General features: G+C 42.9%; 6 protein-coding genes and 2 pseudogenes. 5 read left to right on the top strand and 3 right to left on the bottom strand.

Annotated features, from left to right (window positions below; all coding sequences use genetic code 11):
* A pseudogene (locus Q4519_RS21380) lies at positions 1-168 on the top strand (IS4 family transposase); the annotation flags it as partial.
* Between the two features lie 99 nt (positions 169-267).
* Here Q4519_RS21380 and Q4519_RS21375 read toward each other — a convergent pair.
* Together Q4519_RS21375 and Q4519_RS21370 are read right to left on the bottom strand one after the other, a co-directional pair.
* On the bottom strand, positions 268-672 hold the full coding sequence (locus Q4519_RS21375; protein WP_303515918.1) for a Wzz/FepE/Etk N-terminal domain-containing protein: 405 nt from the start codon (positions 670-672) through the stop codon (positions 268-270).
* A 174-nt stretch (positions 673-846) separates the two neighbouring features.
* Positions 847-1,158 (bottom strand): capsule biosynthesis GfcC family protein, encoded by a 312-nt coding sequence (locus Q4519_RS21370; protein WP_303515915.1) that lies wholly within the window; start codon positions 1,156-1,158, stop codon positions 847-849.
* Positions 1,159-1,793: 635 nt separating this feature from the next.
* On the opposite strand from Q4519_RS21370, the gene Q4519_RS21365 reads away from it, so the two are divergent.
* The gene (locus Q4519_RS21365) at positions 1,794-3,689 is read left to right on the top strand and encodes a nucleoside-diphosphate sugar epimerase/dehydratase (protein WP_303515912.1); all 1,896 of its coding nucleotides are present in this window, start codon (positions 1,794-1,796) and stop codon (positions 3,687-3,689) included.
* 52 nt (positions 3,690-3,741) lie between these two features.
* On the opposite strand, the pseudogene Q4519_RS21360 reads toward Q4519_RS21365, so the two are convergent.
* Positions 3,742-3,906: pseudogene (locus tag Q4519_RS21360) on the bottom strand (IS982 family transposase); the annotation flags it as partial.
* Here Q4519_RS21360 and Q4519_RS21355 point away from each other — a divergent pair.
* The 3 genes from Q4519_RS21355 to Q4519_RS21350 form a co-directional block, all read left to right on the top strand.
* The gene (locus Q4519_RS21355; protein ID WP_336623456.1) at positions 3,857-4,153 is read left to right on the top strand and encodes a DUF6444 domain-containing protein; all 297 of its coding nucleotides are present in this window, start codon (positions 3,857-3,859) and stop codon (positions 4,151-4,153) included. The pseudogene Q4519_RS21360 and the gene Q4519_RS21355 overlap by 50 nt on opposite strands.
* A gap of 2 nt (positions 4,154-4,155) precedes the next feature.
* Positions 4,156-4,362, top strand: coding sequence for an IS66 family transposase zinc-finger binding domain-containing protein (locus Q4519_RS22485; protein ID WP_369293064.1), 207 nt, complete (start codon positions 4,156-4,158; stop codon positions 4,360-4,362).
* Positions 4,363-4,607, top strand: a 245-nt coding sequence (locus tag Q4519_RS21350) for a transposase (protein WP_303515910.1), incomplete at its 3' end; no start/stop codon positions are given.

Below are 4,607 nucleotides of genomic sequence, written 5' to 3'. Positions count from 1 at the left end.
AAACGATTGGATATTTTGCTACTCATCAGCCTGTTAGCTGAGGTTGTGCTTTGGTGTATTGGACTGATTGCTAGGCAACAAAATTGGCAATATCAGTTTCAAGCTAACACCATTAAAACACGTCACGTTTTGTCGATAACACGGCTTGCAAAAGAGGTGCTAAGGCGGCGGGACCACCGAAGAAGTCGCGCGGATATAGAGTGGGCAATCTACGAATACATACGGGTGATCCATCAAACAGCGATGCTTAAATTATGAGGGGATCCGTCAGTACTTGTCTATAAAGGTTGTTCGGAATTCACGCGATTTTAAAACGGCAATGGCGAGCTGAGTTTTATCTCCTTTTGCACCACCTATATTCACTCCCGCCAGTGCTGCAAGCCCGCCAAGCTGTCCTAAACCACCAGTGCCACCACTACTAGAGCTTGGTGACAACAATACTTGAGATTTATAGTAGTTAGGTTGTGTAATAGCAAAAGCAACGGCCGCAACGGTAAAAAGAAGAGTGAAAAAAATCACCCAATACTTTCCATTCCATATGATTGAAAATAACTCTTTTAAGTCAATTTCATCCACTACTTTATGGTTAGAGTAATCCGAGTTTGTTGAAATTTGGTTGAATTTTATGTCTTGAGTCATATTCTTAAATTTATATGCTGGGGTAGCTGCCAAAGTAATCTGCAACTCCCCTAATGAATGAATTAAGCTTACTTAATAGCAGCCCAAGCAACGCCAACTTGGTACAAAATTTGCTTGGAAGATGTGAGCAAGCTCAAACCGTCGACATAATCTGTATCCATAGGTACGACTATGGTGTCACTCGGCATTAACTTATCCTCACCACGCTTAACTGCTATCGGGCAACATCACCGAGCCATTAGCGCGAATAACATAGATACGATCGGTATCTGCTTGTTTTTTCGGATCACCGGTGGCGTTGATGTAATCTTGAACGGACATATTGCTGTCAAAAATCAACGATGTTGGCATTTGTATGTGTCCCATCGCGGTAACAATATTACGCAATGGCGGCGCATGTATTTTGTCACCGTTTTCTAGCAAGATGTTTTGTTGTTTATTGCCTTCAATCACTTGATCTAAGTTAATCACTATACGACCTACCGGGCTTGCAATGGCAAATTTGTCAACTACGCCCATAGCATCGCTTACTGGCGAGGCTTGCTGCAGCGGATTACTTGAAGATTGACGGCGAAATGCTAGGGCTATCCACTAACCCAACACGTTCTGCAATCGGTTTAAAGAATTGTATGGCCAGTAAGGTAAATAGAAAAACTAAGATAAGTTTTATGCTCAGAGTCAACATGACAGTCATAAAGAAGCAGTAAATTAGGTGAAATTGGACGTGATGAATCTACCCAACCAATTTTTATAGTTTTGTGGCCTAGGCCCATGTTAGTCAATACAAAAAAGCCTAACAACGTTTATTTACAATTTTTTACAAAAAAATAGCAAAATAGACAACGCTATTAACTTCTCCTTTTATCTAAGCTATTGTTTACAAAATACAGCAGGCACAAGCGTTTAGAGACACCTGCTATGTGTCTATAGGAGTAAAATATACTATACGGGCATATGCGTTTACCCAGCACTCGGGCCTATTAATGTTGCGTTATTACAGTGCCCCTAGTAGCGATACCTTGCCACTAGGGTTCATTTATTTCTAACTAGTGATACTCTGCTTGCTTAAATACTGAAATCGGTATTTTTTCCAACTACTCATCTTTTAATAACGTGTGGTACAATCTCCCACTGAAATAAAAGCGGAATTATCGATGCCTTTTCACAAGTTAAATATATCAAGAAAATTCAAACGCTTAGCCACTATTATTTATGATGCATTAGGGATCATTGCATCCATTCTAATTGCATTGTTTCTACGCTTAGATTCCGCAGAGCTCACTTTTTCACCAGGCTTACCAGAGCTAGCATCCACTCTTGTAACCGTAACTGTCTCAATCTTTTGCTTCATTAGACTCGGGCTATACCGCGCAATTTTGCGCTATATGACCATCAATGCTATCACCACACTGGTAGCTGGAATTACAACATCGGCAATCGTCCTTGCCGCCAGCAGTTATTACTTTCATAGCTTTATACCGCGCTCAGTGCCAGTCATTTATGCACTTGTGGCACTGATCATCCTTGGCAGTCCAAGGCTAATTTTGAGAAGCCTTGTTCACCAGCGCTTGCAACGCTACAAGCCTGCCATAATCATTTACGGTGCAGGCAATGCCGGCTACCAACTTGCTCACGCCTTGTTTCGCGGCACAGACTACCGACCAGCTGCATTTATAGATGACGATGTAAAAAAACACGGTATTACAATACACGGTTTAAGGGTGTTTCCTTACAGCCAGTTAGAAAACTTAATCGCCACACACTGCGCTGTCAAAGTGTTACTAGCTTTGGGGAAAACCCCTCGCGCTGAAAGAGCCAAACTCATACAAACTCTTGAATCATGTTCCGCCGAAGTTTTATCTATGCCTAGTGTAGAAGATATCACCAACGGCAAAGCCAATATTAATGATATTCAAAGTATAGAAATAGAGGACTTGCTGGGTAGAACTCCCGTACCACCAAGTGATGACCTACTTGGTCGCTGCATTAGTAAGAAGAATGTAATGGTCACAGGCGCAGGGGGATCCATTGGATCAGAGTTGTGCCGTCAAATTATTACCCAGCGCCCATCTAAACTTATATTATTTGAGCTCAACGAATTTAGCCTTTACAAAATAGAGCAAGAGATTTCGAAATACATATCTGTTAATGGGCTAGATACAAAACTACACGCAGTCTTAGGTTCAGTCCAACGGCAAAAAAGATTAATGATAGTCATGCAAAAATATCATATCGACACGGTCTATCATGCTGCGGCCTATAAACATGTTCCTCTGGTAGAAGATAACGTGGTAGAGGGCGTCAGAAACAATGTATTTGGAACTTGGCGTTGTGCCGAAGCAGCAGTCAGCGCAGGGGTTAAAAATTTTGTGCTCATCTCAACTGACAAAGCAGTGAGGCCCACTAATGTAATGGGCGCCTCGAAACGTATGGCAGAGTTGGTTCTTCAAGCGATGGCGCCGCGTAGCCCTAGCACTTTTTTTTGCATGGTCAGGTTTGGTAATGTACTAGGATCGTCAGGTTCCGTGGTACCTTTATTTAGGGAGCAAATTAAACAAGGCGGACCGGTTACTGTTACCCACCCAGATATTATACGTTACTTTATGACCATTCCTGAAGCGGCACAATTAGTGATACAAGCTGGTGCGATGGCCAAGGGGGGAGAAGTATTTGTGTTAAACATGGGCATGCCGGTTCGCATTATTGACTTAGCTACACGGATGATTAAGCTTAGTGGGCTAACGTTAAGAACAGAAGATGACCCGTTTGGTGATATTGAAATCAAAATAATCGGACTTCGCCCTGGAGAAAAGCTATATGAAGAGCTGTTAGTGGGTGAAGACTCACATCCAACAGAACACCCTTCGATTATGAAAGCTGACGAGGAGTTTCTTCACTGGCACGATTTACTGAAAATCATTGAACCATTGGATATCGCTTGCTCAGACTATGATGAAGCCAGTATTTATGAAATATTATTCCGCGCACCAACCGGATACAATACCAAAAGTGAACCAAGCCAAACGCCATCCCATTCACTGGCATCCTAATTAAGCGATATAAAGGCACGATTAAAATAAGCTAATATAACCTGAGATCTGCTTAAGCAACTACTACTAATGAATTTAGTTCAACATCAGCTAGATTAAGGTGTGGCTTGTTGTCTTTCAAACAATAGGCCACCAATCCGGCTATTAAATTCAGCATAAAGCCATTCATGCTCCGGTGTCTTGAGTGCTCAATGTATGAAATATTCTTTAATTGGTCGTTTGGTAACTATTCACCAGGAGCAGCTTGGGCGCACATGGCTGATTTAGAAGGGCGATTGGCTGGCTCATCCAGTAACTCCTCAAAACCCCCATCATCTGATGGGCCCGATAAAAAACGTAAAGACAAGTCTTCTCGCAATAAGCCTAACTCAAATAAACAGACAAAAATGCGCGGTGTGCAACTCGGCCATGCGGGCAGTAAACGCACCTTAGAAACATTGCGTGAGGATGACACACAAGTATAGTCGTGCCTGATGTTTGCTGTCCATGTTGCGCTGGCTTAGTCATCCCTCATCCACAGCCATACTATCGACATCAAGTCTTTGAAATCCCACCAAGGCATTACACCATCACGGAATATCAGCTTTTCGCTGGTGCCTGTACAAATTGTGGGGAAAAAGTGAAAACAACACTGCCTGATACGGCGCCCAGTGGTCAAATGGGCCCGAATTAAATGAGCCAGATTGCCCTTTTTTCTGGACAATATCATCAGAGCATTGGCAATATCCAGTCGCTATTGCAAGAGATCTATGGGCTCCGGTTTTCGACGGGGGCCATTTCTGAAGCTCAGGGACGTATTAGTAGCATGTTGACGCCGTTGCATCAGGCCATTAAAGCGCACGTGCGCCAAGCCGATGTGATTTTTGCCGATGAAACGTCACACCAACGGGATAATGAATCGCGTTGGATGTGGTTGAT

Source organism: Motilimonas sp. 1_MG-2023 (genome assembly GCF_030547455.1).
GTDB lineage: Bacteria > Pseudomonadota > Gammaproteobacteria > Enterobacterales > CBDFNC01 > Motilimonas.
The sequence above is the reverse complement of the archived record's forward strand: the minus strand, read 5'-3'. Positions and strand labels throughout refer to the sequence as shown.

Bases quoted from the DNA above. Each gene is read 5' to 3' on its own strand.
- Q4519_RS21370 (WP_303515915.1), bottom strand. From the start codon at position 1,158: ATGGGCGTAGTTGACAAATTTGCCATTGCAAGCCCGGTAGGTCGTATA.
- Q4519_RS21365 (WP_303515912.1), top strand. From the start codon at position 1,794: ATGCCTTTTCACAAGTTAAATATATCAAGAAAATTCAAACGCTTAGCC.
- Q4519_RS21355 (WP_336623456.1), top strand. From the start codon at position 3,857: ATGCTCCGGTGTCTTGAGTGCTCAATGTATGAAATATTCTTTAATTGG.